22 protein-coding genes and 1 pseudogene are annotated in these 25,687 nt (G+C 68.3%); 3 read left to right on the top strand and 20 right to left on the bottom strand.

Features of this window, described 5'->3' with window-relative positions; all coding sequences use genetic code 11:
- Position 1: 1 nt before the first annotated feature.
- The 5 genes and pseudogenes from ACSMXV_RS07045 to ACSMXV_RS07025 form a co-directional block, all read right to left on the bottom strand.
- Positions 2-1,153, bottom strand: a complete 1,152-nt coding sequence (locus tag ACSMXV_RS07045; RefSeq protein ID WP_473176854.1) for an acyl-CoA dehydrogenase family protein — start codon at positions 1,151-1,153, stop codon at positions 2-4.
- Positions 1,150-1,493 (bottom strand): annotated as a pseudogene (locus tag ACSMXV_RS07040) (amidohydrolase family protein); the annotation flags it as partial. The pseudogene ACSMXV_RS07040 and the gene ACSMXV_RS07045, both read right to left, overlap by 4 nt.
- Before the next feature lie 16 nt (positions 1,494-1,509).
- The gene (locus ACSMXV_RS07035) at positions 1,510-2,991 is read right to left on the bottom strand and encodes an NAD-dependent succinate-semialdehyde dehydrogenase (protein WP_473178845.1); all 1,482 of its coding nucleotides are present in this window, start codon (positions 2,989-2,991) and stop codon (positions 1,510-1,512) included.
- A 55-nt stretch (positions 2,992-3,046) separates the two neighbouring features.
- Positions 3,047-3,586 carry a flavin reductase family protein gene (locus ACSMXV_RS07030; RefSeq protein WP_473176853.1) on the bottom strand — a complete coding sequence of 180 codons (540 nt, stop codon included), beginning with the start codon at positions 3,584-3,586 and terminating at the stop codon, positions 3,047-3,049.
- A gap of 178 nt (positions 3,587-3,764) precedes the next feature.
- Positions 3,765-5,234: an aldehyde dehydrogenase gene (locus ACSMXV_RS07025; RefSeq protein WP_473176852.1), complete on the bottom strand. Its 1,470-nt coding sequence runs from the start codon at positions 5,232-5,234 to the stop codon at positions 3,765-3,767.
- A gap of 319 nt (positions 5,235-5,553) precedes the next feature.
- On the opposite strand from ACSMXV_RS07025, the gene ACSMXV_RS07020 reads away from it, so the two are divergent.
- On the top strand, positions 5,554-6,531 hold the full coding sequence (locus tag ACSMXV_RS07020) for a LysR family transcriptional regulator (protein WP_473176851.1): 978 nt from the start codon (positions 5,554-5,556) through the stop codon (positions 6,529-6,531).
- A 115-nt stretch (positions 6,532-6,646) separates the two neighbouring features.
- Here the strand turns inward: ACSMXV_RS07020 and ACSMXV_RS07015 are convergent, their stop codons facing one another.
- The 6 genes from ACSMXV_RS07015 to ACSMXV_RS06990 all read right to left on the bottom strand — a co-directional run bounded on the left by ACSMXV_RS07015 (position 6,647) and on the right by ACSMXV_RS06990 (position 12,654).
- Positions 6,647-7,639, bottom strand: a complete 993-nt coding sequence (locus tag ACSMXV_RS07015; RefSeq protein WP_473176850.1) for an ornithine cyclodeaminase family protein — start codon at positions 7,637-7,639, stop codon at positions 6,647-6,649.
- A 361-nt stretch (positions 7,640-8,000) separates the two neighbouring features.
- Positions 8,001-8,591, bottom strand: coding sequence for a carboxymuconolactone decarboxylase family protein (locus tag ACSMXV_RS07010; RefSeq protein WP_473176849.1), 591 nt, complete (start codon positions 8,589-8,591; stop codon positions 8,001-8,003).
- 34 nt (positions 8,592-8,625) lie between these two features.
- Entirely contained in the window at positions 8,626-9,120 is a 495-nt protein-coding gene (locus tag ACSMXV_RS07005) for a cupin domain-containing protein (protein ID WP_473176848.1), read from the bottom strand.
- Positions 9,121-9,503: 383 nt separating this feature from the next.
- The gene (locus ACSMXV_RS07000) at positions 9,504-10,415 is read right to left on the bottom strand and encodes an MFS transporter (protein ID WP_473176847.1); all 912 of its coding nucleotides are present in this window, start codon (positions 10,413-10,415) and stop codon (positions 9,504-9,506) included.
- A 55-nt stretch (positions 10,416-10,470) separates the two neighbouring features.
- The gene (locus ACSMXV_RS06995; RefSeq protein ID WP_473176846.1) at positions 10,471-11,367 is read right to left on the bottom strand and encodes an alpha/beta fold hydrolase; all 897 of its coding nucleotides are present in this window, start codon (positions 11,365-11,367) and stop codon (positions 10,471-10,473) included.
- 96 nt (positions 11,368-11,463) lie between these two features.
- A complete protein-coding gene (locus tag ACSMXV_RS06990) occupies positions 11,464-12,654 on the bottom strand; it encodes an acyl-CoA dehydrogenase family protein (RefSeq protein ID WP_473176845.1) in 1,191 nt (396 codons plus the stop codon).
- A gap of 378 nt (positions 12,655-13,032) precedes the next feature.
- On the opposite strand from ACSMXV_RS06990, the gene ACSMXV_RS06985 reads away from it, so the two are divergent.
- Complete coding sequence (locus ACSMXV_RS06985; RefSeq protein WP_473176844.1) at positions 13,033-13,974, top strand: VOC family protein; 942 nt, start codon at positions 13,033-13,035, stop codon at positions 13,972-13,974.
- Between the two features lie 149 nt (positions 13,975-14,123).
- Here ACSMXV_RS06985 and fahA read toward each other — a convergent pair whose 3' ends face one another.
- From fahA to ACSMXV_RS06955, 6 genes are all read right to left on the bottom strand, one after another.
- On the bottom strand, positions 14,124-15,317 hold the full coding sequence (gene fahA, locus ACSMXV_RS06980) for a fumarylacetoacetase (RefSeq protein ID WP_473176843.1): 1,194 nt from the start codon (positions 15,315-15,317) through the stop codon (positions 14,124-14,126).
- The gene (locus ACSMXV_RS06975) at positions 15,314-16,192 is read right to left on the bottom strand and encodes a hypothetical protein (protein ID WP_473176842.1); all 879 of its coding nucleotides are present in this window, start codon (positions 16,190-16,192) and stop codon (positions 15,314-15,316) included. Before ACSMXV_RS06975 ends, fahA begins: the two co-directional genes overlap by 4 nt.
- Complete coding sequence (locus ACSMXV_RS06970) at positions 16,177-17,370, bottom strand: homogentisate 1,2-dioxygenase (protein ID WP_473176841.1); 1,194 nt, start codon at positions 17,368-17,370, stop codon at positions 16,177-16,179. The genes ACSMXV_RS06975 and ACSMXV_RS06970 overlap by 16 nt, the downstream gene beginning before the upstream one ends.
- Positions 17,371-17,469: 99 nt before the next feature.
- Positions 17,470-19,566 (bottom strand): AMP-binding protein, encoded by a 2,097-nt coding sequence (locus ACSMXV_RS06965; protein WP_473176840.1) that lies wholly within the window; start codon positions 19,564-19,566, stop codon positions 17,470-17,472.
- A complete protein-coding gene (locus tag ACSMXV_RS06960; RefSeq protein WP_473176839.1) occupies positions 19,563-20,450 on the bottom strand; it encodes an amidohydrolase family protein in 888 nt (295 codons plus the stop codon). Before ACSMXV_RS06960 ends, ACSMXV_RS06965 begins: the two co-directional genes overlap by 4 nt.
- 5 nt (positions 20,451-20,455) lie before the next feature.
- A complete protein-coding gene (locus ACSMXV_RS06955; RefSeq protein WP_473176838.1) occupies positions 20,456-21,355 on the bottom strand; it encodes an SDR family NAD(P)-dependent oxidoreductase in 900 nt (299 codons plus the stop codon).
- 1,055 nt (positions 21,356-22,410) lie between these two features.
- Between ACSMXV_RS06955 and ACSMXV_RS06950 the strand changes: the two genes are divergently transcribed.
- The gene (locus tag ACSMXV_RS06950; RefSeq protein WP_473176837.1) at positions 22,411-23,415 is read left to right on the top strand and encodes a dihydrodipicolinate synthase family protein; all 1,005 of its coding nucleotides are present in this window, start codon (positions 22,411-22,413) and stop codon (positions 23,413-23,415) included.
- A 225-nt stretch (positions 23,416-23,640) separates the two neighbouring features.
- Here ACSMXV_RS06950 and ACSMXV_RS06945 read toward each other — a convergent pair whose 3' ends face one another.
- The 3 genes from ACSMXV_RS06945 to ACSMXV_RS06935 form a co-directional block, all read right to left on the bottom strand.
- A complete protein-coding gene (locus ACSMXV_RS06945) occupies positions 23,641-23,820 on the bottom strand; it encodes a hypothetical protein (protein ID WP_473176836.1) in 180 nt (59 codons plus the stop codon).
- A gap of 5 nt (positions 23,821-23,825) precedes the next feature.
- Positions 23,826-24,038 (bottom strand): hypothetical protein, encoded by a 213-nt coding sequence (locus tag ACSMXV_RS06940; RefSeq protein WP_473176835.1) that lies wholly within the window; start codon positions 24,036-24,038, stop codon positions 23,826-23,828.
- Positions 24,039-24,174: 136 nt separating this feature from the next.
- Positions 24,175-25,479 carry an MFS transporter gene (locus ACSMXV_RS06935; protein WP_473176834.1) on the bottom strand — a complete coding sequence of 435 codons (1,305 nt, stop codon included), beginning with the start codon at positions 25,477-25,479 and terminating at the stop codon, positions 24,175-24,177.
- Positions 25,480-25,687 lie beyond the last annotated feature (208 nt).

The following is a 25,687-nucleotide window of genomic DNA, read 5'->3' as shown; positions in this document are numbered from 1 at the left end:
CTCACCGTCCCAGCAGCGCACGGGCGATCACGATGCGCTGGATCTGATTGGTGCCCTCATAGATCTGGGTGACCTTCGCATCGCGCATCATGCGCTCGGCCGGGAAGTCGCGGACGTAGCCGGAGCCGCCCAGCAGTTGGACCGCGTCCGTCGTCACTCTCATCGCCGTGTCCGAGGCAAAACACTTGGCCACCGCGCCGGCGGTTTTGATGTCCCCGCCGTGCGCGTCGAGTTCCCGGGCCGCGGCGTAGGTCAGCTGACGTGCGGCGCGGACCTGCATCTCCATGTCGGCCACCATGAACTGCAGACCTTGGAACTCCGCCAGGGGCCGGCCGAACTGCTTGCGTTCTTTGAGGTACGCGGTCGCGCAGTCCAGGGCGCCCTGGGCGATGCCGACGGCCTGCGCGGCGACGGTCGCCCGGCTGCGGTCCAGGGTGCCCAGCGCCAGCCGCATGCCCTGGCCGGGCTCGCCCACCATGCGGTCGGCGGGTACGAAGACGTCGTCGAGGTAGACCTCGCGGGTGGGGGAGCCCTTCAGGCCCATCTTCTTCTCCGGCGCCCCGAAGGACAGCCCCGAGTCGGTGGCCTCGACGACGAAGGCCGCGAGCCCGCGGGCGCCCTTCGCGGGATCCACGGAGGCGAACACGACGTAGACGTCCGCCCGGCCCGCGTTGGTGATCCACCGCTTGGTGCCCCTGAGCACCCAGCCGCCGTCGACCGCCGTCGCTCGTGTGGAGATCGCCGCGGCGTCCGAGCCGGCCTCGGGCTCGGACAGCGCGAACGCGGCCATCAAGTGTCCTGACGCGATCCGCGGCAGATACCGCTGTTTGATCTCCTCGGTTCCGCCGAGGAGCAGCGGAAGGGAGAAGAGTTTGCTGGAGCCCATGACCTGCTGAGTGGTGGTGCACGCGCGGGCGACCTCTTCCGCCACCACCACACCTGCCAGGTAGTCGCCTCCTTCGCCGCCGTAGGCCTCCGGGAGCGTGACGCAATGCATCCGTGCCTCGACCAGCGCCTTCAGCGACGCCTCGGGAAAGGCGCCGTTCTCGTCCACCTCGGCCGCGTGCGGCGCGACCTGGTCCTCGCACAGCTTCCGCACGACCGCACGCAGCTCGGCGTGGTCGTCTCCCAGTCCATGCGCAGCCTCACTCATGCCATACCTCCTAGACCGAGCAGGTCCAGCGCGTTCTCCTTGAAGATCAACGGCTTGACCTCCTCCTTCACCTCGAGTTTGCTGAAATCCGCGAACCAGCGGTCCGGCGTGACGACCGGGAAGTCGGAGCCGAACAGGACCTTGTGGAGCAGGGGGCCGCCGAGCTGCCGGACCAGCTGGTGCGGGAAGTGCGTGGGTAACCATCCCGACAGGTCGATGAACACGTCGGCCTTGTGGGTGGTGCGACAGAGATCTGTGTGTCGATCCACGGCACCGCGGGGTGCGCCATCACGGTCCGCAGACCGGGGAAGTCCGCGGCGACGCCGTCGAGCTGGCTTGGCCCTCGGATGCCAAGCTCAGATGCCCATGGCCACGTACTTGGTCTCCAGATAGTCGTCGATGCCCTCCGGGCCTCCTTCGCGGCCGAGGCCCGAGTGTTTCACCCCGCCGAAGGGGGCACCGGCGTTGGAGACCATCCCCTGGTTGAGCCCGATCATGCCGGTCTCCAGGGACTCCATCACGCGGAAGGCGCGGGCGAGGTCGCGCGTATAGACGTAAGAGGCCAGACCGTACTGGGTGCCGTTGGCGGCCGTGATCGCCTCGTCATCGCTCGTGAAGGCGAGTACGGGTGCGACCGGCCCGAAGATCTCGTCCGTGAGGAGGTCGCTGTCCGCGGCGAGTCGTCCGAGCACGGTGGGTTCGTAGAAGTAGCCGGGTCCGTCGACGCGTGACCCGCCGCACAGCACCTGCGCCCCCTTGGCCACGGCGTCCGCGACGAGATCGGCGACCTTGGTGCGTTGTGCCTCGTCGATGAGCGGGCCCAGTTGCACGCTCTCTTCCGTGCCGCGGCCGACCCTGAACGCGCCCATCCGCTCGGCCAGTTTGGTCGCGAACTCCTCGGCGACGCCCTCGTGGACGTAGAAGCGGTTGGCCGCCACGCATGCCTCGCCGCCGTTGCGCATCTTGGCGATGAGGGCTCCCTCCACCGCCGCGTCCACATCGGCGTCCTCGAACACCAGGAACGGGGCGTTGCCACCGAGTTCCATCGATACCTTGAGGACCTGCTCCGCGGACTGCGCGATGAGCAGGCGCCCGACCTCGGTCGAACCGGTGAAGGAAATTTTGCGCAGCCGCGGGTCCCGGATCAGCGGCTCCATGACGGGGCCCGCCGCCGACGTCGTGACGATGTTGAGCACGCCGGCGGGCAGACCCGCTTCCTCGAGAATCCGGCCCAGCATCAGCATCGACAGCGGCGTCTGCTCGGCCGGTTTGATCACCATCGCGCAGCCCGCCGCGATCGCGGGGCCGATCTTGCGCGTGCCCATGGCCAGAGGAAAGTTCCACGGTGTGATGAACAGGCACGGGCCGACCGGCTGCTTCATCGTCAGCACCCGGCCGGTGCCCGACTCGCTGGCCGTGTAGCGGCCGCTGACCCGCACCGCTTCTTCGGCGTACCAGCGGAAGAAGGCCGCCGCGTAGGAGACTTCGGCGCGGGCCTCGGCCAGCGGCTTTCCCATCTCCAGCGTCATCAGAAGTGCCAGTTCCTCGGTGCGGTCCACCATCGCCTCGTACGCACGGCGGAGGATGTCTCCTCGCTCGCGCGGCGCGACCGTTCGGAACGCGGGGAACGCCTGGTCGGCGGCGGACAGTGCGGCCAGCGCGTCGTCCACCGTCGCATCGGAGACCTCGGCAAGCGTCTGGCCGGTCGCCGGGTCCTCCACGGGGAGTGTGCCACCGCCGGCCGCATCGAGCCACTTGCCGCCTATGTACAACTGCTTGGGTACGGCGCGCAGGACGGCTTGTTCGGCGGGAGCGCTCGCGCGCGCGTCCTTTGCCATGGATGTGTCGGTTACGGACATGGACAAGCTCCTGGTCTCAATGTGGCTTGCGGGGTCAGGACGCGCGAGGTATGGAGTGTGCCCGGTGCGGTTCGTCTGCGCTCTCGGTGGTGAAGGTGCCGTACTGTCCCTTGAAGAAGACCAGTGGGGCCTGCGGTGTGGCTGCTTCGATGGCGGTGACGGCGGCGATGGCGATGGTGTGGTCGCCGGCTTCGTATTCCTCGACGATCTCGCATTCCAGCCAGGCGAGTGCGTCGTCGAGGGCGGGGCCGGTGGTGCGGGCGTGCCAGGCGACGTCTGCGAAGCGGTCGGTGTGGCGCTGGGCGAAGCGGCGGCAGAGGGGTTCGTGGTGGCCGGCCATGACGTTGACGCAGAAGGTGCCGGCCTCGCGGATGGCGGGCCAGGTGGTGGAGGTCTTGGCGGGGCAGATGAGGATGAGTGGGGGGTCGAGGGAGACGGAGGTGAGGGAGTTGGCGGCCATGCCGGCCAGGGTTCCGCCGGCCGCGTAGGCGGTGATGACCGTGACGCCGGTGGGCAGGTGTCCGAGGACGCGGCGGAACTCACGGGTGTCCAGGTTGGGCGGGTCGGCAGTCATTTTGTTCAGGATCCATTCCGGCCGGGGTGTGTTCCGGCCTTCCGTTCGGAGAGCGCGGCACCGCGTCGGGGCCTGGATGTGATGCCGGTGACTCAATGGCGGTCGCAGGCCCGTGCGGACGGCGCCTTCGCACGTCAGGGCATCAGAGTGTGTGTTGAGTCACCGGCATCGGGATGCGCTAGATGGGGTATTGACGGGTGCCGTGTTGGGTGGTGAGCCAGCGCAGGTCGGTGAATTCGTCGATGGCGGCGGTGCTGCCGAAGCGGCCCCAGCCGGAGTGCTTGACGCCGCCGAAGGGCATGGTGGGTTCGTCGTGGACGGTGGCGCCGTTGATGTGGCAGATGCCGGAGTTGATGCGGCGGGCCACGTTCTCGGCGGTTGTGAGGTCGCGTCCGAAGACGGCCGCGGACAGGCCGTATTCGGTGTCGTTCGCGACGCGGACGGCCTCGTCGGGGCCGTCGACGGCGATCAAGGTGACGACCGGGCCGAAGGACTCCTCGGCGTACAGGCGCATGTCGGGTGTGACGTCGGCGACGATGGTCGGCTCCACGAGCAGTCCCTTGGCGGTGCCGCCGGTCAGCACGCGCGCGCCCTTGGCCTCGGCGTCGGCGATGAGCTCTCGTATACGGCGGGCCGCTGCCTCGTTGATCACCGGTCCGATCCGGGTGTTGGGGTCGCGGGGGTCGCCGACGGTGAGGGCCTCGGCCTTGGCGGTGAGCTTGGCTTCAAACGTGGCGGCGATACTGCGGTCGACGACGATGCGTTCGGTGCTCATGCAGATCTGGCCGGAGTTCATGAAGGCGCCGAAGTTGGCTGCGGCGGTGGCCTCGTCCAGGTCGGCGTCGGCCAGGACGATGAAGGGGGCTTTGCCACCGAGTTCGAGGAGGGTGCGTTTGAGGTAGGTGGCGGCGGCGCGGGCGATGAGGGTGCCGACGCGGGTGGAGCCTGTGAAGTTGACGCGGGCCACGGCCGGGTGGGCGATGAGGGCTTCGACGACCCCGGGCGCGTCCTCGGGCTGGTTGGTGATGAGGTTGATCACGCCGTGGGGGACGCCGCCGTCGTGGAGTGCGGCGGCGATGGCGGCGTGGGTGCGGGGGCATTTCTCGGAGGCTTTGAGGATGACTGTGTTGCCGAGGGCGAGGGGGGTGGCGACGGCGCGGGCGGCGAGGATGACGGGTGCGTTCCAGGGGGCGATGCCGGTCACGACGCCGGCCGGGCGGCGGATCGCTCTGGCGTTGAGGCCTGGGACGTGGGAGTCAATGGGTGTTTCCTTGCCGGTCTCGCCGGCGAGGGTGGCGGCGTGCCGGAAGACCTCGGCGGCCAGGGTGCAGTTGAACATGCCCCAGCCGAACGTCGCCCCGCACTCGGCGGTCATGACCGCTGCGATCTCCGGGGCCCGTTTGTCGAGCAGGTCGGCGGCCGTACGCAGCAGTCGGGCGCGCTCCTCGGCAGGTGTCGCCGCCCAAGTCCGGAACGCGTCGTGGGCGGCGTCGGCGGCGCGCCGCGCGTCGGTGACCGATGCGGCGGCGGCCTGGGTGACCGTCTCGCCGGTGAACGGGTCGGCTTTGTCGTAGGTACGGCCGTCGGAGGCCTTCACCCACGCTCCGCCGATCAGCAGTGGCTGTTCCTGGCTGATGACACCGGTCATGCTCTCCCTCACTCTTCCAGCGGACTTTCTCCGCGGTCATGTGCGGTGAACCGTCACCGCGGTCTCGTCAGCGGCGGGGCCGGCTCCTGCGCCGCGATCAGGAAGTCGTGACGGGAGATCGGCCGCCCCTTGCCTGTTTCCTCCGCCTCCATATGGTCGGGAGGCGCCCCGTCTCCTGTCCAAGGATTGTTGTGAATACCTGGCATGCGGATGCGCCTGGGCACCTACCGCTGTCCCACCACTTCCCATCGGCTGACCTGCGAGTAATACTCATCAGATAGCCTCTGACTGGCTCAATCGACCCGAAATGGACCGCTCAATGCCGCGCGGCAATCTCCGGAAGTACGATCTCAACCTGCTTGTGGCACTGGATGCCCTGGTACGAACCCGCAATGTGACCAGGGCGGCCGAGTTGCTGTCGGTGACGCAATCAGCCATGAGCAACGAGCTCCGCCGCCTGCGGAGAATGTTCCGCGACGAACTGCTCGTGAGGAGCGGCCGCGAGAACGCGCTGACGACCCTGGCAGAAGACCTGAGGGAGCCCCTCGCCGAAATCCTGGCCCGGGTTGAGCACGCGCTCGAATACCAGCCGAAATTCGATCCCAGCACCGAGTCACGCCACTTTTCCATCGTGATGACCGAATACGCGGAGCTGGTGCTGTTGCGCCCGCTGTTGCAGCATGCGGCCAAGGAGGCCCCCGGAATCGGGGTCACGACGTATTCGTTCAATAACCCGATCGATAGGATGCTGACCCAGGATGGCATCGACCTCGTCGTGGGACCGACGCTGGACGTGGAGGGCATCCGTTCCCAGAAGCTGCTCTCCGAACGGTATGTGTGCGTGGTCTGCGCCCACCATCCGGACGTCGGCGACCAGCTCACGGAGGAGCAGTTCGCGACCCTGCCCCGTCTCAACGTCGCATGGCGGCAACGCCCGTTGCCGCGACCACGGGCGCGAAGCGTCACCACGTCGCAGATCCTCAGGGACAGCTCCAGCGGCCTCGCAGAACTGATCGATGTTCAGCCGACGGAGGCGGACGAGCGTCAACGCGCCGAGACGACCACGAAGAACTTCCTGGTGGCCCCCTTCCTCGTCAGCGGAACCCGTCTGGTGGGAGTCCTGCCCGAGCGCCTCGCGAACCAGTTCAGTGACGCGGCCGACCTCAGGGTGCTGGAACCACCGGTCCCGCTCCCGGCGCTCGAGTCGACGATGTACTGGAGCCCGGTGTGGGAGAACGACCCCGCACACATCTGGCTGCGGGAGTCCATGGCGCGTGTCGCCCGCGAGATCGAGTAGAACGCGGCCGTGAACGGCCCGTGACAGCTCGATTCGATCAGCCACGCTTGACGCGATGACGGGCCCGGTCACGATCCTCGTCACGCGTCTGGCTTGATCATGTCGTTGCCTGTTCTCAGCGGGCCAGGGCCACGGGTAGGGGTGTCGCGAGGCCGGACTCGATGGCCTTGTCCAGGACGAGGCCGGCGATGATCACGTCCTGCAGGCCGCCGCCGACGGATTTGAACATGCGGATGTCGGAGCCCTTCACGGCGTCGTCCGCCGCTCCGCTGATGAGTTCATGCAGGGAGACGCACCGGTCGCGGAAGGACAGTCCCGCTTCCGTCGCGGCGATCATGTCGCCGGTCTCGTCGGTTACCTCGCCGACGTCGTCGCAGACGATGAGGTCGCAGCGGTCCACAACGCCGGCGTCGATCTCGCGCTGCGAGGGCACGGTGGAGCCGATCGAGACGACGGTGGTCCCCGGCCGCAGGTCGTCGCCGAAGAGGATGGGCTTCTCCCCGCGTGAGCGTGCGGCGCACAGCACGACATCCGCCGAGGTACGGAAGTACTCGGCGGCTTGCTCGGCGCTGTCGGCCGGACGGGCGGGGACGCCCAGGGTCGCGGTCACGGTCCTGGCGAAGGCGGCCCGCTTGTCCGGTGTCGGGCTGAAGACGACGACTTCCTCCAGTTGCCGCACCGCCGCGAACGCGCGGACGTGCATGGAGGCTTCGAAGCCGCTGCCCAGGACGCCGAGGCGGGCCGGGCCGGCGGGTGCCAGGCGGTCGAGGGCGGCCGCGGACGTGGCCGCGGTGCGGAAGCCGGTGATGTACTTGGCGTCGACGAACGCGGCGAGGTCGCAGGCCTCACGGTCGAAGAGGACGATCACGTAGCCCATGCCGCGGAAGGCTCCCGTGGCCATGGAGGCGCCCATCAGCTTCGCGCCGAAGTAGCGCGAGCCGGGCGGTGCGGCCGGCAGGACCCGGAAGCCGCACTCCTCGCCCTGGACGAGAGTACGGCGCGGGGCGTTGCCCTTGTTGATCGGCTTGGCGTAGGCGGCCTGCAGGGTGCGGACCGCGTCGGGCATGGACAGGACCGCCTCAGCGGCCTCATGAGAAACGAAGTACATGGTTATCACAGCTCCGAGTTGCTTCGACTGCCAGGCGGACCTGGCCGTACCGTGCGGCGGGCGCGTCCCGCTGGACGGCCGCGTGCGATCCGGTTTCGACGTCCCTGCGCATCCGCGCCAGGGCGCCCGACGCGAACCAGGCGCCCGCGCCGGAGGTGTCGGTTGACGGCGCAGACGGACACCTTCGCCACCGCCGAGTCTCCATGGCGGGCCGGATCGCCCACGCGGATGAGACCCGCATCGATCAGCTCACCTGCTGTCTCGTCCGGTGCGCCCCGCAACGCCGGGGCCTCAGGCGTTGGTTCGGCGATGACCGGCAGTGATCGCGCTGTCCGCCCGAGTTGGGCCGCGGCCGCCACCGTCACGACGTCGTGCCCTGGCCCGTGTCCTTCAGGAACTGGCCGACCGGGTCGACGGCGTACGACTCCTCGAGTTCGACGTCGAGTGCGCCCATGATGCGGGCGCCGTTGTTGTAGTAGGCGACGGTGTGCACCAGCTCGACCATCTCCCTGTCGCCGAGGAACGCGGCGGCCGCGTTCCACACGGCCTCCGGGACCAGGACCTTGACCGTCGACTCGTACGCCAGGCGCATCACGGCGCGCTCGCGGTCGTCGAAGGCGTCCGACGTCTCGAAGTCCGGGACGTGCGCGATCTGCTCCTTTGTCACGCCGCTCCGGTAGGCGGGACCGGAGTGGCGGGCGAACATGTACTTCACGCCGGTGGCGTGGGCGACCGTCAGGATCGCCAGCTCGCGCAGCTTGCCGTCGATCTCGGTTTCGGTGCGCAGCGCCTGCCCGTACGTCAGGGAGGCGGCGAGCACCGCGGGGGAGTGGGCGGTGAGCCGGAAGACGGCGTGTACGTGCTTCGGCCGCTCGGTCTCCAGGCGTTCCCAGGCGGCCTTTGCGTCCGGTGTTTTCATGTCCTCGCTGTCGAGGTACTTCACCCGTGCCATCGTCGGGTCCTCTCTCGGAGTGGGCCGTGCAACGTCAGGACTGGTTGGGCTTGGGCAGTTTGAGGGGGGTGGGTTCGAGTTCCTTGCCGTCGACGACGACCGGCTTGGCGTGGATGAGGACGAACGCGACGGTGCACGCCTCGTCGGCCTCGTTGGCCCAGATGTGGTTCGTGCCGCGCTGGACGACGACGTCGCCGGCCGTGAGCTCGACCCGGTCGCCGCCGTCGAGTTCGAGGACCACCTTGCCGTCGAGGACGAGGCCGTAGTCGATCGAGAGGGTCCGGTGCATCGGCGAGCGGTCCCCCGGCTCGAACCGGCTGATCCTGAACACCGTTCCGGCCGCCAGGGTCACGCCCACATCGCGCAGCGCGCCGTCGGTGTCGTCCATGTTGTCGGCGGGTGACGTGGCGGTCGTCCACACCAGGTTCGCGAGCGGACTCGGTCCGGTGTCCACCTTGTCACTGACGATCACCGCTCGTCCCTTGTCGTCGTGTCCGGTCACCACGCGGCGGATCTCCGGTGAGTACATGGCAGGTAAACACCTTTCTGTGCGGTTGGGGTTCATGTCGGTCAGGTCGAATGCGTCGGTAGTGAGTTCGCGCCGAGCGTCCGATGCGAGACAAGAGATGCGCTTCCTTGCATTTCTCGAAACGGCGCGCTGAGCGAGGGTCGATTCGATCGTCGGGGCAGCTGACTTCTGTCGCCCATTTTGCGGCCGGGCTGCAGGATCGAGGTAATCGGATTGGTTATGCCACATATGTGCGTTGTTCATGAGGAAGGCGGTTCATGGACGCCCGGTGAAATGGACCGGTATTTTCTTCCATGCCGTCGGCCGCGCCCCGAGCGGTGGGCGCGGCCGACGGGCAACCCCGTGGGATGTGGCTTGATTCCGTACCAGTGTGCGACTGCCGGTCAGCGAGCCGCACGGATGGGCAGTACGGTCACCGCGCTGATCACGGCGAACACCGCGCTGAAGAGGTAGAACATGACGTAGTTGCTGTCCGGAGCCGTCACGAGCGAGCCGATGCCGATGCCGAGCAGAGCCGGCGCGATGGCCGGCGAGAGCGACTGCGGCAGCAGGTTGGCGATGCTGAAGATGCCGAGGTCCTTGGCCGCGTCATCCTTGCGGTTCGGCAGGACGTCCGTCACGAGCGCCAGGTCGACGGCGTTGTAGATTCCCTGTCCCGTTCCGACGAGCACCATGCCCACGATGAAGACGGGCACGGTGGTGGCGAAGGCGAGCGCCAGGGCGCCGCAGACGACTATGACCGCCGAGCCGAGCACGAAGACCTTGCGCCGTTGCAGCCGGTCGGAGAGCGGGCCGAAGGTGAGGCTGCCGACGACCATGGCCGCCACCTGCACAACCGTCGCCACAGACACCAGACTTGTGGCTGTGGTCTTCGAGAGCTGCAACTGATCGGTGAGGTAGAAGACCAGGTACGTCTGTACCGACCCCAGGGCCATGAAGAGCGCAAAGCGGCTCGCCCAGGCCCAGGCGAAGTCCGGATGGCGGCGCGGATTGAAGGTGTAGCTACGGGCGAGCTGTCCGAGCCCGAACGCGGGCCGGTCACGCGGATCCAGGATCCGGTCCTTCATGAGCAGGCTCGCCACCGCGGTGCACAGTAGGCCGAAGGCCGCCGGTACGAGCATCGCTCCCGCGACGGAGACGTCGGCGAGCGCACCACCGACGCCGACGCCCACGACGATGGAGACCGACTGCATCACACCGAGGATCCCCGAGACCTTTCCAACCCGCCCTCCCCTTTGCTGTCGTCGGCGCCGTCCAGCGCGACGAGGCAATGGAGAGCCACCTCCGCCCGGCATGGCCGTGTAGCCGGAGCGTTGCCGTCGGCAGCGGCCACACCCTCGCAGACGGCCATCAGAGCCTGTCTCTCGACTGGCCGGTGACAGCTTCCGACCGGCAGAAGTCGATGATCACCGGCGCGGCCTCCGCCGTGAGGTCGAACAGTTGTGAACTGCCGGTCTTGAGGCTGTCGGCGAATGCCTTCTCCCAGGCGTCCTCCGGCCATGGTGCGTCCACCAGCTTGGATCCCTTGATCAGGGCGTGGATCTCGTAGCCGGTCTTCAGCGGGTGCTCGTCGTCGTTCTCGCCGCTTCGGATGATGGTGGTGGGTACCGTGATCCGGGCGATGTCGTCGTCCCCCACACCGGGGATGACCTGCCCGGGAGTGGGTACGAAGGCGGTCAGCCACTGCCGGAGGATCCTGATGAACTCCTCGCGGGAGAGCGACTGGAAGCGCTCCAGGTTGCGCGGGTTCTGCTCGATCCGCTGCCTCCACTCCGGAAGCGCGATCACCGCCTCCATGCCGCCGCGCCGGGCCGCCGTGATGTTCTTCAGGACGTAGGTGTCGGCCAGAGACATGGTGGCGTACACCCCGCCCACGATGTGCCAGACCACCAGTCCGCGGGTCACCTCCGGGTACTTCAGGGCGGTGATGAGGGAGAGCCGTGAGCCCGAGGAGCCGCCGGCGAGCACGGTCGGGCCCAAGCCGAGGTGCTTGATGAGCTGCTGAAGTGTGTCCGCGTGCAGGTGGGACTCGGACGGCCAGCGGTCGGAGAACTGGATGTCCGACTCACCGGCGTTGGGCCGGTCCCAGATCAGCACCTTCATGCCCGCGGCGGCCACCCGTTCGCCGAGCGAGCGCATGGACTCGCGGGGTGCTCGTCCTCCGGGGGTGAGGACGACGGGGATCCCGCTGTCCTCACCGAGGACCTCGTACACGACCCGTCCACCGTTGATCTCCGCCGAAGGCACAGAGCCCTCCTCACAGTCGTTGTGTCGTCACTGATCGCATGCCGTCGAAGGGTGGGTGGACGCGACAGCCGGCGCGGCCACCCACGCTCCTGCGACTCACCACATGCCGCCCGGCGGTTCGACCCCGAGCCGGATCTTCCCGTAGAGCTCTGAGACGTTGTCCCATTGGAGGGCCGCTTGGTGGGAGCCCGCGTTGACATCGCGGTGCATTCGCGCCAGGGGACTCGGGTCGAGGATGGCTTTCGCTCCCGCCGCCTCATAGACACGGTTGACCGCGCTGGCGGCCAGCTTGGCGGTGTAGCAGTGGTTGCGCCGGAAGCGGGCGCGGTCGATGTGGCTCAGGGGTTCGTCGCGGGCGCCGAGTTCCATCAGCTCGCGCAGGTCGGCGCGGAGCAGGGCGACGGCCGCGTCCGCTTCGGCGGCGGATTCGGTGATTCGGAACTGCGCGCCCGGGGACTCGGCCGTCGTCGACCGAACAGGTCCGGCAACGCGGACCCGGTTCTTCGCCAGCCGCGCGTACTCCTCGACCGCCCCCTGGGCGAGTCCGATGAGCGGCATGGCGAGTACGAACGGCATGATCTGGGCCTGGGGCACACCGTAGGAGGCGCGGCCGTGGCGGTCGCGGGCTTCAGGGCTGGCGCCTGCTGTCGGCCAGGTGGCCCGGTACTCCGGTACGAACACCGGGTCGTCGATGACGATGCTCTTGCTGCCGGTCCCCTTCAGGCCGGCGGGGTGCCAGTCGTCGACGACCGTGATGTCGCTGCGCGGCACCATCAGCCAGACGGCACGCCCGCTCTCGGGGTCGACGGCGCCCAGGAAGACCCACTGGGCGTGGTCGACGCCGCTGGAGAACGGCCACCGGCCGGAGATCAGCCAGCCGCCCTTGGCACTCTCGGTCTTGCCGGTCGGGGCGTAGGCGGACGAGGAGATGACGTCGGGGGATTGGAAGTACTCGTCCTGGGCCTCCTTCGTCGTCGTACCCATGAGCCAGTTGTGGCTCTGGGAGACGGCGTAGAACCAGGCGGTCGCTCCGCAGCCCTGCCCGAGGCGCCAGCCGACCTCGAAGAGGGTGTCGATGTCCACGCCGTGGCCGCCGTAGGTTGCGGGCGTCGCGACGCGCATCAGTCCGGCGTCGATGAGATCGTGGACCGTCTCGTCCGGGACGCGGCGCTCCTGCTCGGTGCGCGCCGCCCGCTCCGCCAGGACCGGGACCAGCTCCTCGGCGCGGGCGATCAGCTCCTCAGCCGTCAGCGTGCCCGGGCGCGCGTCCACCGTCTGCTCAGACATGGAGTACCCCTGACTCGAAAGGAAAACGGCAGCGCATTGGGCCCTCCTTGACCATGGATTACCTCGTGGGCGCCCACCGTATGCGCGATAACGACCCGACGGTACTGACGGTCTGTGATACCTGGGATATGTTCCTGAAATACGAGGCAGCACCTGCACGGACGCCACTGAACGCCAGCGGCGGCGACCGGCGTCCGTGACCGACGGCGAATCACAAAGGCTGTCCATATGCGGTATTCAGAAATTTCATTTCTGAACCCGCATTCCGGATGGAACAGTGTGTCCACAACCGTATCGACTGACTCCAGCACCGTAGTACGCACCCGTCGGCACCACCGACGTCACGACACCTAAGCCGTCGATCAGCGAAGGACGATCATGACCGAGCGCCTCCTCACCCACCTGCGGCATGTGGACATCGCCGTGCCCGATTACGACAAGGAGCTCGACTTCTATTCCGGGGTCTGGGGTCTGACCAAGGTCGCCGAGGATTCCGGTATCTCGTTCTTGGCCGCGGAGGGTAGTCCGGAGCAGTATGTGGTGCGGCTGCGCAGGGCGGAGGAGAAGCGGCTGGACCTGATCTCCTACGGTGCGGCGACCACGGTGGACGTGGACGCGCTCGCCGAGCAGCTGATCGTCGGCGGCGTTCGGCTGATCAGCGAGCCGGGGCGGCTGGACACGCCGGGTGGTGGCTACGGCTTCCGGTTCTTCGACGTCGACGGCCGGACCATCGAGGTCTCCGCCGACGTGGCCCCCCGCCCGCACCGCAGGATCGAGGAGCGCGAGTCCATCCCGGTGCGTCTGTCGCACGTGGTGGTCAACTCCACCGATTCCAACCGCGCTCGGGACTGGTACGCGCAGCACCTCGGCTTCCGGCTCTCCGACACCATCCAGCACCCGCGCAGCGACAGTGGGATGCACTTCATGCGGATCAACGCGCAGCATCACTCGATGGCCATCGCCAATGGGCCGCATCTGTCTCTGCATCACATCTCGTTCGAGATGCGCGGCATCGACGAGTACATGCGCGGCACGGGGCGGGTCATGAAGGCCGGAATCCGCAAGTTCTGGGGACCGGGCCGCCATGTCGCCGGCGACAACACGTTCAGCTACTTCGTCGACCCGCAGGGGAACATGGTCGAGTACACGACCGAGCTGGAGCTGCTGGACGAAGACACCTGGCACCCGCACGTCTACGACCCGACCAAGGAAAACGTCGGGGACCAGTGGGGCACCGCCAACAACCCGGTGGAGGAGGACCTCGGTGCGACAGGCTTCAACGATCCCGACCGCAGCGCCTTCATCGCCCCGCCGGTCTGATCACCGGCAGCACGACGTGCACAGCGGGCAGCGGACGAGTGTGCCCTCGTCCGCTGCCCGCATCACCGGCGTCCAGGTCCTCATCACCGGAGACATCGGGGGACAAGGGCACCGTGCCCCGTCGGCTTTGGCCGAGGCCACCGTCTTGTTCAATCCTCCCGCTTGCCGCTGATGATCCGGCCGCGGGCCTCGCCGAAGCCGATTCGGGTGCCGTCGGCTCCAGGGGCCGTCGCGGTGAGGACGACCTCATCCCCGTCCTCCAGGAAGGTCCGCCGCTGACCGTTGACGATGACGGGTTCCCGGCCGCCCAAGGTCAGTTCGATGAAGGCACCGCACTGTTCCTTCTCCGGTCCGGAGATGGTGCCGGAGGCGAACAGGTCGCCGGTGCGTGAGGGAGCGCCGTTGACGGTCTGGTGGGCCAGCATCTGGGCCGGGGACCAGTACATCGCGGCGTACGGCGGCCGGGAGACCACCTGGCCGTTCCACTCGACCGCGAGGTCGACGTCGAGGCCCCACGGCCGTGCCATCCGCAGGTACGGCAGGACGGCCGGCTCCTGGGGCGGGACCGGGACCCGGGCGGCGTCCAGGGCGAGCAGCGGCACCACCCACGGCGAGATGGTGGAGGCGAACGACTTGCCCAGGTTCGGGCCGAGCGGGACGTACTCCCAAGACTGGATGTCGCGCGCGGACCAGTCGTTGAAGAGCACCACCCCGAAGATGTGCCGTTCCGCGTCATCGGCGCCGATGGACTCGCCCATGGCGCTGCCGGTCCCGAGGACGAAGCCGAGCTCGGCCTCGATGTCGAGCCGGGTCGAGGGCCCGAACACCGGTGCCGGGTCCTGGGGGCCCTTGCGCTGCCCCGAAGGGCGGACGATGTCGGTGCCCGAGACGACGACGGAAGCCGCCCTGCCGTGGTAGCCGACTGGCAGGTGCTTCCAGTTCGGCATCAGCGGGTCCGGGTTCTCGGGCCGGAACAGCCTGCCCAGGTTCGAGGCGTGATGCTCGGAGGCGTAGAAGTCGACGTAGTCGGCGACCTCGAACGGCAGGTGCAGCGTCACCGCGCCCAGGTCGTGGATCGCTTCCTCGCGGATCTGGCCCCGGAGCCGCTCGGTGATCTCGGCCCGGACCTCGACCCAGCGGGCGTGGCCCTGCGCCATGAAGGCGTTGAGGCTCGGCCGGGCGAAGACCTCGTCGTCCAGCAGCACGGCCAGATCGATGACGTGGCCGCCGTAGCGGGTCCCCACCCGCGGCTCCCCACCGGGCGCCGAGTAGACGCCGTAGGGCAGGTTGGCCAGGCCGAACAGCGAGTCGGCAGGGACGTTCACCTGGATGGTGCGGGTCATGCGGACACCTCGGTCAGGTCGGCGATGGTCGTGACGGGCAGCAGCCCCAGGGCGACCGACTCGGCGGCGGGTTCGGCGATGGAGCAGGTGCCGAAGGAGCGGAACAGATCACGGACTTGAGGCGACAGGGCGCGCACCCGCTCGGCCACCCGGTCGCCGTCGCGGTCGGCCAGGAGCCGGACCAGCTCCGCTTCCTCGGCGCCCCGGAGGGCCGCGTCGGTGGCCACGAGCAGGTTGAGGAAGCCGTGTTGCTCGAATCCGGTCTTCGGGTCGGTGTTGTGCAGCGCGTGGTGCAGCCCCGCGGTCGCCTTGAACGCCACCCCGGCCCGCGCCGCGGCCAGGATGGACGCCGCGAGTTCGCGCTCGTCGGGGTAGAGATCGGCGCCTACGCCTCCGGTCCGGAACTTGGCCAGATAGGGGGTCCCTGTGAGCGCGGCGAGCAGCGTGTCGCGCCGGGCGTCGCGCGGCACCTCGACGTAAGCGGTGACGGTGCAGTCCTGGCCGATCGCCTCGGCCAGGGCGGGTACGACCGTCTCGGCGGTGGTCTGGGCCGGGATGGTGATCTCCAGTCCGACCAGTCGCACGGCCGGGATACGGTCCGTCGCGGCGAGGGCATCCGGGACACCCGGCAGTGACACGGTCACCGAGAGGTCGAGCGACCCCTCGGGGAGGCCGGCGGTCAGCTCGGCGAGCCGGTCGATGTCCTTGGAGGCGAGGACGAACGGACCGACCAGCCCGGCGTGGGCGCCGCGGGTGTGCTCCAGATGCGCCGGGACGGCCTCCTCGATCGGCAGGCTGCCGGGCGGGAAGACCGCCGCGTCGTCGAACAGGCCGGCGAACACCTGCGGGATCTCCGGTGTCAGTGGCTCGCACATCGCTTCGGCTCCCAGGAGTAGACGTACGTCCCGTCGTCGGTCGCGCGAGCGGCTTCACCGAGCAGAAGGGGACGGAAGGTGTCGACCATGACCGCGAGCTCGTCGAAGAACTCCACCCCGATCGACCGCTCCATCGCACCCGGCTGGGGACCGTGGGGATGGCCGCCCGGGTGCGGGGAGATCGAGCCCTGTCCGATCCCGGAGCCCTTGCGCGCCTCGTAGTCTCCGCCGCAGTAGAACATCACCTCGTCGGAGTCGACGTTGGAGTGGTAGTACGGCACCGGAACGGACAGCGGGTGGTAGTCCACCTTGCGCGGAACGAAGTTGCAGATCACGAAGTTGTGTCCCTCGAAGACCTGGTGGGCCGGCGGCGGCTGGTGGACCCGGCCCGTGATCGGCTCGAAGTCACGGATGCTGAACACGTACGGGTAGAGGCAGCCGTCCCAGCCGACGACGTCGAAGGGATGGTTCGGCACCGTGTGGACGGTCCCTACGACGCCGTCCGGCCCGCGGTGCTTGATGTACACATCGACGTTCTCGCCCTCGACGAGCTTCGGCCCGTCCGGGAGACGGAAGTCGCGCTCGCAGTACGGCGCGTGCTCCAGAAGCTGGCCATGCTTGGACAGATAGCGCCGCGCGGGCCCGATGTGCGAGTTCGCCTCGATCACATAGATCCGCACGGCCCCGTCGGGCACGACCCGGTACGTGGTCGCCCGCGGGACGATCACATAGTCCCCGTCACCGACCTCCAGGTCGCCGAAGACCGTCTCCACGCTCGCCTGCCCGGCCTCGACGTAGAGGCACTCGTCGCCGATCGCGTTGCGGTAGTACGGGCTCACCGTGTCCGCCACGACATACGCCAGCCGCACGTCCTCGTTGCCCAGCAGCAGTCGGCGCCCGGTCACCGCGTCGACGCCCGGATCGCCCTCCGAGAACAGCTCGTGCGTGGACAAGTGACGCGGCACCAGCGGGTGATTGGGCTCCAGCGACTGGTCTCCCAGATCCCAGGCGCGGTACTCCCGCACCGCCGACGGGATGTGCCGGTGATAGAGCAGCGAGGAGTCCGAGGAGAACCCCTCCTCGCCCATCAGCTCCTCGTAGTAGAGGTTCCCGTCCGGGTCACGGTGCTGTGTGTGACGTTTCGGCGGAATGGCGCCCGCCCGGTGGTAGTACGGCAAGTCTCTCTCCTCATGACGCGCAGGCGTGGCGCCGGGTCCCGCCCAGTCGGTTGTAGCCCTGGGTTTCCAGCAGGTCATTTACGCGATCGAGGCACGAGGTCAGGTGTACTGGCGGGTGACGATGGTCGCGACGCAGGCCGGCTTGGTGCCGCCCTCGATGTCGAAGGTGACGGTCTGGCGGATCTGGATGCCGCCCTCGACGTCAGTGACCTCGTCGACCAGGCTCCTGGCCCGCAGCTTGGCGCCCACCGGCACGGGTGCGGGGAAGCGGACTTTCTCGGCGCCGTAGTTCACGCCCATGGCGAAGCCGGTGTAGCGCGCCAGTTGTGGCAGGAACCGGGGGATGAGGGAAAGGGTGAGGTAGCCGTGGGCGATCGGGCCGCCGAAGGGGCTTTCCTTCCGGGCTCGTTCGACGTCGACGTGGATCCACTGGTGGTCGCCGGTGGCGTCGGCGAAGAGGTTCACCATGTCCTGGGTGATCTCGACCCACTCGGTGGGGCCGAGCTCCTTGCCCACGAGATCCTTGACGCCCTCGACGCCGTTGACTGTGGGGGTGGCCATGGTTGTCTCCTGTCGCTGGGGGTTCTGGTGTGTGGACTGGGCGGTCTCGCGTGCCCAGTTGAGGTCGGCTTTGCCGGAGGGGCTGCGCTTGAGCTCGTCGACCACGACCAGCCCGCGCGGGCGCTTGTGGTCGGCCAGCTGCTCGCCCACGTGCGCGCGAGCCTCCTGGTCGGTGAGTGTGGTGCCGGGGCGAAGGGCGACGACGGCAACGATCCGCGAGCCCCAGCGTGGGTCGGGGGCACCCACGACGACCGCGTCCTGGACGGACGGGTGGGTGAGCAGGGCCTCCTCGACCTCCTCGGCATAGACCTTCTCGCCGCCGGTGTTGATGACCCGGCTGCCGCGGCCGTGGAAGGTCAGGGTGCCGTCGGTCTCGAGGCTGGCCATGTCGCCGGGGACCACCCAGCGCTGTCCGTCGAGTTCGTAGAACGTGCTCGCGGTCGCCGCCTCGTCGCCCTGGTAGCGGACGTACTCGTAGGCGGGCGCGGCGAGGACTCCGATCTGGCCGGAACCGGGAACGACGTCCTCGCCCTTGTCGTCGATGACCCGTGCGCCGGGCCACAGCCGGAATCGGGCCGTCGTCGCGGATTCTCCGCGCCGCGTGTCCTGCACGGCGAAGGGGCCGCCCTCGGACGCTGCCACCTTGTCGCGGCACAGCATGTCGGCGTGCCGCAGCAGCCGCGCCTTGACGTCCGCGCTCCAGATCAGGCCGACACTGATCATCCGCTGCAGACTGCTCAGGTCGTACGGCCGGCCGGCCGCCTCGGCTGCGTCCAGCGCGTCGGCCAGCGGCCGCGCGAAGACGTCGCCGACGATCGCGACGGCGTCCACGCCCTCGTCCTCGATCGTGGCGGCCAGCTCGTCGGCGTCGTAGGACTTCGACGGCAGCAGGATCACCCTGCCGCCGCCCACCAGCGCCCCCAACGCCGAGTACATGCCCGTGGCGTGCATGAACGGAGGCACCGGCAGGCAGACCATGTTGTCCCGGTCCAGCCCGGACGTCGTCAACGCGTCCCGCAGCTCGCCCAGGTGCGACGGAGTCTCGCCCAGGAAATCGCTGTGGCAGTTCCAGGCGAGCCGGAACAGCCGGGCGTTACGTACCAGCACGCCTTTGGGTTTGCCGGTGGTTCCGCCGGTGTAGGTCAGCCAGTGGTCGTCGCTGCTGCGCTCGATCCGCGGTGCGGGCTCGGCCGCCGTGACCTCCTGCTCGAAGCCGACTGCCCACCCCGGCAGTTCGCTGTCCCCGACTTGTACGAGCGTGGTCAATCGGGGCAGTTGTGTCCTGGCCTCGTTGAACCGCTCGGCCAGGGAGGCGTCGAAGACCACCGCCTCGGCCTGGGCGTCGCTGAGCAGGTGGACGAGTTCGTCGCTGCGGTAGCGGTAGTTGACGTTGACGGGTACGGCGCGGAGCTTGAGTGTGGCGAAGACGGTTTCGAGGTATTCGATGCCGTTGTAGAGGGCGATTGCGACCCGTGACTCCTGGCCGATGCCCCGGGCGGCCAGGACTGCCGCCAGGCGGGAGGCCCGGTCGTCGAACTCGGCCCACGTCCGCGTCCGGTGGCCGTGGGTGATCGCGAGCCGATCCCGGCGCAGATCCGCCACCGTCTCCAGGACCGTCGCGAAGTTCTCGTTCATGCCCTGGCCGTACCCTTCAGTCCGAACAGGCGTGCCGCGTTCTCCTTGAGGATCTTCGGGCGTACTTCGTCCTTGATCGCGATGCCTGCGAAGTCCCGCATCCATCGTTCGGGGGTGATGAGGGGGAAGTCGGAGCCGAAGAGCACCTTGTCCTTGAGCAGCGTGTTGGCGTACTGCACCAGCTGCGGCGGGAAGTACTTCGGCGACCAGCCGGACAGGTCGATGTACACCTGCGGCTTGTGCGTGGCCACCGACAGTGCCTCGTCCTGCCAGGGGAACGACGGGTGAGCCAGGATGATCGGCATGTCGGGGAAGTCGACGGCGACGTCGTCGATGTACATGGGGTTGGAGTACTTCAGCCGGATGCCGCCACCGCCGTGTTGGCCGGCGCCGACGCCGGTCTGGCCGGTGTGGAACAGGGCGATCAGGTTGTGTTCGGCGATGACCTCGTACAGCGGGTAGGTCAGCCGGTCGTTGGGGAAGAAGGCCTGGGTGTTGGGGTGGAACTTGAAGCCCCGGACGCCGTGTTCGGTGACCAGCCGCCGCGCCGCGCGTACGCCGGCGGCGCCCCGGTGCGGGTCGATGCTGGCGAACGGGATGATCACGTCGCTGTGTTCGGCGGCGAGTTCGGCGACCTCCTCGTTGGATGGCACCGGTTCCTGGCCGGTCTGCGAGATGCTGTCGACACCGAACGCGACCGCGGCCATCCGGCGTTCGCGGTAGTAGTCGGCCAGCTCCGGCAGCGAGTACCGCGGCATGGTCCCGATGCCGAAGTACTCGCCCATGTCCCCGGTCTTGGGGACGTGCGCGGTTCCCCGCACCGACTTGTGCACGTGGGCGTGGACGTCGATCGCATCGATGGCGTCCAGGTCGATCTCCGGCACGATGGTCACTTCCCTTCGGCGGTGTGCGGCTTGTACGGCTGGAGGTGGGGTGCGAGCCGGGTGGGGAAAGCTTCGGCGAGCGCGTCGGCGCTCCAGCCGCCCTCCCGTACCTCGACTGCCGCCTCGGCCGGGTGGGACCAGATGGCGATCCGGTCGCCGCCGATACCGATGGCCTGGCCGGTCACCCCGGCGGCCTCGTCGGAGGCGAGGAAGACCACGAGCGGGGCGACGTCGTCGGCGGTGCCCGTACCGCCTGCGCGGACCTCGGCGGGGATCGGCTCGCCCCGGTCGGCCCTTTCCACGAGCTCGGCCAGCCTGGGGATGGTGGCGACCATGCGGGTCAGTGCGACCGGGATGACGGCGTTGACCGTGGTGCCGGAGCGTTCCAGCTCAGCGGCCCAGGTGCGTACCAGGCCCACGATGCCGGCCTTGCTCGCGGTGTAGCCGGTCTGTCCGAAGCTGGCTCGCTGGCCCGCCGGCGAGCCGATGAGGATGAGGCGTCCGTTGCCGCCCTGCTCCTTGAAGCGGCGGGCGGCGGCGCGGCCGCAGGTGAAGGTGGCGCGCAGGTGGGTCTGGACGACGAGGTCGAAGTCGGCGTCCTCCATCTTCACCAGGGTGCGGTCCCGCAGCACGCCCGCGTTGGTGACCATGATGTCCAGCCGGCCGAAGTTGTCGACCGCCGTGGCGACCAGCTTGTCGGCGGCCTCGGTGGAGCCGACCGCGGAGCCCTCAGCCACGGCGGAACCGCCCGCGGCCCGGATCGCCTTCACCGTCTCCTCAGCGAGCTCGACATCGAGGTCGTTGACCACGACAGCGGCGCCGACCGCGGCCAGGGCCTTGGCATAAGCCTGGCCGAGGCCGCGCCCGGCCCCGGTGACTACCGCGACCTTCCCGGACAGCTGCATGACATTCCTTTCCAGCGACCGCGCCCGTGAAAATTCACGAACCGGCCGCTCCCTTCGAACACGGGCATATCGGGAACCGATCGCACAGGCGGAGGCCGTTCAGGCAGAACGGATCGGCGGGACGGTTTCCGTGCTGATCGCGGCGGACACGACGCCGACGAGGGCGGCTTATGAGACGGTCTTTCGCAGGACACGGCCGCCGGAGTCTGCGGCCCTAGGCCGGCGACGTCGACCCGCCCAGGTGCTCGGCCACGTCGGTCTCGGGATGTGAGCCAACTGCGAGAGCGGACGGTGCATACCGTGTTCTCCTCCGAACAGCACATGACTGGTGTCTATTTTGCGGCTTGTCCGTGAGATCGAGGTAATCGCATTTCATATGACACCCATGAACACCTTTCATGGGCGCGGCGGGGGCTTGGATGTGGGCTGCCGTGCGCGGAATGCCGAACGTCACCCTGGCGGCAGAGAAAAGCAATAGCCTCAGTCGGCCCTTGGTCGACAATGCTTCAGGTCTCGGGACGCGGCACCCAATATTCGCGGCCCTGGAAACGCACTGTCTCCGGCAGTCATGAAAGCCGCAAATGGCAGGTAGTCAAAAGCGTGTCTTGCCCGTCACCCTGTGGCGCCCGCATCATCGCTAGCGGAGGACGACTGCGCCCACGTCGGGATGTGTCCCGTCCCCCGCGGTGTGGACGCTTCTACCGTCCGACGGGAGCACCTGGCCACGTAGGCTCCGGCCTGCCCGACCACCGTCGCCAGCGGAAGGCGGAGGTGCGAGCCGTGAGCTCCATGTCCGCCGTGACGCATCGGAGGGACGCCTCTTGACGACCGCTTCCCTGCCCACTCCTGTCCTGGTGTCGGGCGCCGCCGTTAAGGGCGTGTTCCAGCGGAAGGAGGCGGTGTCCGCACTCCAGACCGGATACGCCCAGCCGTTCGACGCGGCGTCCACGCCGCGGAGCCGGTCGGCAGCGGTGTACGGGCTCATCGCGGGAGCGGTACACACCCGGTCGAGTTCGACACCAAGCGCCCGAAGCGCACCCGTTAGGAGATGACAGATGGTCAGCTACAGCCGTAAGGATGCCCGGGACTGGGCCCGGGAGAAGATGGTGGGCGTGGCGAACGTCACCATTCCCACCATGACGTCGGATTTCAGGCATCTGAACGAAACAGCGATCCGGCACGACGTCGAGAAGACGGTCGAGCACGGTTTCGTGGGCACGCTGGCCTGTTCCGAGGTGGCGATCACGCCCGAGGAGTACGGCCGGCTGGTCGAGATCATGGTCGACCAGGCGAAGGGCCGGACCTTCGTCGTGCACCACGCGATCTTCAACTCGCTGGAAGACAACATCGAGAACGCGCGACGGGCGGAGGCCGCCGGCGCCGAACTCGTGCTCCTGGGGTACCCGCCGTTTTTCTATCCGCAGTCGCTGGAGGACGTGTACGAGTACACCAAGGCCTTCTGTGACGCGACGAACATGGCGGTCATGCTGTTCCCCGTGCCGACGTGGGGCTTCTCCCGGTTCGATCCGGTCGACCTGCCCGTGCCGTTGCTGCGCCGGCTCATCGACGACTGCCCCAATGTGGTGGCGATCAAGGCCGAGGGCGGCGCACCCGTGCTCATGGGGGCGATCGAGGCGTATCAGGCCTTCCATGAGGAAGTCGTCATCTCCTACCCGCTGGAGTGGGAGTTCGTGCCGCTGTCGCGGCTGATCCCGGTGCAGTTCTGCGGCACCAACTTCTCGGCCTATTACGGGCCCTGGCTGCCCCGTATCTTCGACCTGATCCAGAAGGGCGACCACGACAAGGCCACCGAGATCTTTTACCAGCTTCAGTCCGCCCGCAGCGCCTTCAACACGGTGGGGCAGGGAGGCGGCGTCAACCGCGCGATGTGGAAGTACCAGTCCTGGCTGCAGGGCTACAACGGCGGTCCGCTCCGTCACCCCACCGGACGGGTACACGCCCGCCAGATGACCGCACTGCGCCGCGGCCAGGAGGCGTCCGGTCTCAACCCGACCAGCGATCCCGACGAGGCGTTCTTCGTCGGCCGCAACCCCGCCTGACACCACCCCGTCCACACCGCCGGCCGGCGCCCGCCCCTACCGTGGGCGACCGGCCCCGCGCATGAGGGCATCAAAGGCATCGAACGCGATACGAACCCGCCCGGTCATCCCGGTGCATACCGGATGCCGCACTGGTTCGGCCCGGCACTCGGTCCCAGCTCGGCATCATCGACATGCCCGTGGGACACGGGCACAGCGTCATCTTGGTGACCACGCCCGTGACCTTCACCGGTGCGACGGCACCGTCGACGATTGTTTCGAGCCTGTCCTCGGGAGGGCCTCGCCGACCGCGTCATCACCGGCGGAGAGCTGGGTGCTGCCGAGGTGCCCGCCGACATCGCCGGCCCCCGGCGCCGCGGGCTCCTGGGCGTGGACGTCGATCGCGTCCAGGTCCATGTCGTGCATGATGGTCACTTCCCTTCGATGACAGCCGGCTTGAACGGCTGCAGATGGGGTGCGAGCCGGGTCGGGAAGGCTTCCGCGAGTGCGTCGGCGCTCCAGCCGCCTTCCCGTACCTCGACTGCCGCCTCAGCCGGGTGAGACCAGATGGCGACCCGGTCGCCGCCGGCGCCGATGGCCTTCACCGTCTGTTCGGCGAGTTCGAGGTCGAGTTCGTTGACCACCACCGCGGCGCTGGCCGCGGCCAGGGACTTGGCATCGCGAGGGCGGAAGCGGCCCGGGCAGAACTCGGCCGAAGCTGCTCCCGCCCTTCGCCAGAGGTGTCGGTCCCCGGAACACGAGACGCGTATGGCTTCCCGTTCAGCGAACGGAACGGATGGGCAGGACGGTTACCGCGCTGATCGCGGCGAACACGGTTCCGACGAGGAAGAGCATGAGGTAGTTGTTGCCGGGCACGGCCGCGAGCGAGGCGAAGCCGATGCCGAGGAAGGCCGGCGCGACCGCGGGGGCCAGCGACTGCGGCAGGTTGCTGGCGACGGCGAACACGCCCAGGTTCTTGGCCGCGTCGGTCTCGCGATCGGGCAGCACGTCCGTCACCAGGGCGAGGTCGACGGCGAGGTAGATGCCCTGGCCGATCCCCACCAGCACCGTGGCCAGGAAGAAGGTCGGCACGGCGTTGGCGAACGCGAGCACCAGCGATCCAGCCGCCACCGTCGCCGCCGAGGCGAGCACGAACACCTTCCGCCGGCGCAGGCGGTCCGAGAGCGGGCCGAACACCATGCTGCCGATCACCATGCACGCCGTCTGCACGACCACCGCGACGGAAACCAGCGCCGTGGCCTTGGATTGTGACAGGCCGACCTGTCCGGTGAGGTAGAAGAGCTGGTAGGTCTGCGCCCACGCGAGCGCCATGAAGATCGTGAACCGGCTCAGCCACGCCCAGCCGAAGTCCGGGTGCCGCCGCGGGTTGAACGTATAGCTGCGGACGAGCTGCTCGGCACTGAACGGAGGACGGTTCTGCGGGTCCAGGACGCGGTCCTTGATGAAAGGGCACGCCAGCACGGTGCACAGCATGCCGATGACGCCGGGCACCAGGACCCCCGCGGCGGTGGAGACCGCCGCCATCGCGCCGGCGATGGAGGTGCTCACGACCGCGCCCACGGCGTTCACGACACCGAGGACCCCGGAGATCTTCCCCCGGGCTTCAGCGGGGACATGATCGGGCACCAGCGAGTAGACGATCGAGATCATCGAGCTGAACACGATCTTCGCGATGCACCAGCCCACCAGCAACACCAGGATCGACTTGGCGAACGCCACCAGTGCCAACCCGGCGAGCCCGAGCAGCGCCCCGCCCAGCAGCCAGGGCCTTCGCATGCCCCACCGGGAGAGAGTTCGGTCGGACAACCGGCCCACGACCGGCATGGCCAGCAGCGACAGGACTGCGGACATGCCGAGGACGAGGGACAGACTGGAGGTACGGCTGCCGGGAGCCAGCTCGGACACCCGCACTTGCAGGGTCAGCACCATGGGCGCCAGAAAGGCAACAAACGGGCCGAGATAGGCGACCGCGACGGGGATCGTGAATCGTGCGCCGACCAGCGGCTTGGGGCCGTCCTGAACGGGTGACGCGTCGGTGGTGGGAAGAACGGAATCGGATGGCATCTTTGACTCCAGAAATTACGAATGGGGTGAGGCCCGGGCAGAACACCTCGTTCTACTCCTGGGTCGGCACTTTGATGCGCGCGGAAATTCAGACCTGGCCTGGTATGGCGGGATGAATAGGCCGACTACGCGACTCGCGCGAAACGAAATACGTCGCCACGAGTGATATGGGGGGTACACGGCCATAGCGAATGGCAATGCGCTGAGC

It is taken from the genome of Streptomyces sp. DSM 42067 (assembly GCF_055792885.1).
Note: the sequence above shows the minus strand (reverse complement) of the source record. Positions and strands in the feature narration are given on the sequence as shown.

Coding starts and splice junctions, on each gene's coding strand:
- ACSMXV_RS07030 (WP_473176853.1), bottom strand. CDS start 3,586: ATGACTGCCGACCCGCCCAACCTGGACACCCGTGAGTTCCGCCGCGTC.
- ACSMXV_RS07005 (WP_473176848.1), bottom strand. CDS start 9,120: ATGTACTCACCGGAGATCCGCCGCGTGGTGACCGGACACGACGACAAG.
- ACSMXV_RS07000 (WP_473176847.1), bottom strand. CDS start 10,415: ATGCCGGGCGGAGGTGGCTCTCCATTGCCTCGTCGCGCTGGACGGCGC.
- ACSMXV_RS07045 (WP_473176854.1), bottom strand. CDS start 1,153: ATGAGTGAGGCTGCGCATGGACTGGGAGACGACCACGCCGAGCTGCGT.
- ACSMXV_RS06950 (WP_473176837.1), top strand. CDS start 22,411: ATGGTCAGCTACAGCCGTAAGGATGCCCGGGACTGGGCCCGGGAGAAG.
- ACSMXV_RS07010 (WP_473176849.1), bottom strand. CDS start 8,591: ATGGCACGGGTGAAGTACCTCGACAGCGAGGACATGAAAACACCGGAC.
- ACSMXV_RS07035 (WP_473178845.1), bottom strand. CDS start 2,991: ATGGCAAAGGACGCGCGCGCGAGCGCTCCCGCCGAACAAGCCGTCCTG.
- ACSMXV_RS06965 (WP_473176840.1), bottom strand. CDS start 19,566: ATGAACGAGAACTTCGCGACGGTCCTGGAGACGGTGGCGGATCTGCGC.
- ACSMXV_RS07020 (WP_473176851.1), top strand. CDS start 5,554: ATGCCGCGCGGCAATCTCCGGAAGTACGATCTCAACCTGCTTGTGGCA.
- ACSMXV_RS06945 (WP_473176836.1), bottom strand. CDS start 23,820: ATGCACGACATGGACCTGGACGCGATCGACGTCCACGCCCAGGAGCCC.
- ACSMXV_RS06975 (WP_473176842.1), bottom strand. CDS start 16,192: ATGTGCGAGCCACTGACACCGGAGATCCCGCAGGTGTTCGCCGGCCTG.
- ACSMXV_RS06990 (WP_473176845.1), bottom strand. CDS start 12,654: ATGTCTGAGCAGACGGTGGACGCGCGCCCGGGCACGCTGACGGCTGAG.
- ACSMXV_RS06935 (WP_473176834.1), bottom strand. CDS start 25,479: ATGCCATCCGATTCCGTTCTTCCCACCACCGACGCGTCACCCGTTCAG.
- fahA (WP_473176843.1), bottom strand. CDS start 15,317: ATGACCCGCACCATCCAGGTGAACGTCCCTGCCGACTCGCTGTTCGGC.
- ACSMXV_RS07015 (WP_473176850.1), bottom strand. CDS start 7,639: ATGTACTTCGTTTCTCATGAGGCCGCTGAGGCGGTCCTGTCCATGCCC.
- ACSMXV_RS06955 (WP_473176838.1), bottom strand. CDS start 21,355: ATGCAGCTGTCCGGGAAGGTCGCGGTAGTCACCGGGGCCGGGCGCGGC.
- ACSMXV_RS06985 (WP_473176844.1), top strand. CDS start 13,033: ATGACCGAGCGCCTCCTCACCCACCTGCGGCATGTGGACATCGCCGTG.
- ACSMXV_RS07025 (WP_473176852.1), bottom strand. CDS start 5,234: ATGACCGGTGTCATCAGCCAGGAACAGCCACTGCTGATCGGCGGAGCG.